We start from the raw sequence: 665 nt of genomic DNA, 5'->3' as shown, positions 1-665 counted from the left end.
ATCGGAAACAAATCGCTCCTCACTGATCTCAAACAGAAGCAAAATCTTTTAGAATCTACAATCTGATTCAAAGCTAAATTTAAGTCGCTAATAAAACAAAAATGCCAATTAAAATAAGCAGTTACTTCACAAATCTTGATTTAAGTCAACTCTACATCGACAACACCCTGAATTGATTTTAGAGCACTTGCCACACGCGAATTTACCTTATACCGCTTTGGAAGCGTAATTTCAACTTCCCGTAATCCATCCTCTTGAATCAAAATAAGCGCTACTTCTCCATTTCCGCTAGGATTTAAATTTTGTTGAATTTGTGGAAGCATATCAACCGTTTTGATAAAGAGACGCATCATTTTATGATGCTGTGCTGCTTCCTTTTCTAAGGATTGAGCCGTCTCAAGTCGCAAACTAACCCCCTCAGAGCGATTTTCTGCACTCACCGTAATGATAAAAGATTTTCCAAGTTCCAATATCTCCTCATAATCTGAAAGCGCCTCGGAAAAAAGAACTGCCTCATACTGTCCACTCGTATCAGAAAAATGAACAATCCCCATTTTCTTACCAGATTTTGTTTTACGCACTTGCTTTGCCACAACAGTTCCAGCAAGCCGAGCAGCAGTTGCGCCAGCTTTAACAGCATTGGCAAAATTAACCCAATTCTGAAT

At 38.8% G+C, this 665-nt stretch carries 1 protein-coding gene; it reads right to left on the bottom strand.

Features of this window, described 5'->3' with window-relative positions; translation table 11 throughout:
* Nucleotides 1-140: 140 nt before the first annotated feature.
* The coding region (locus ACFINZ_RS11125) for an OB-fold nucleic acid binding domain-containing protein (RefSeq protein WP_375701548.1) at nt 141-665 on the bottom strand (525 nt) is incomplete at its 5' end.

Origin of the sequence: Bartonella sp. AA81SXKL (assembly GCF_042196945.1) — a bacterium.
Taxonomy (GTDB): Bacteria; Pseudomonadota; Alphaproteobacteria; order Rhizobiales; family Rhizobiaceae; genus Bartonella.
This window is presented reverse-complemented; position numbering and strand designations above follow the sequence as displayed.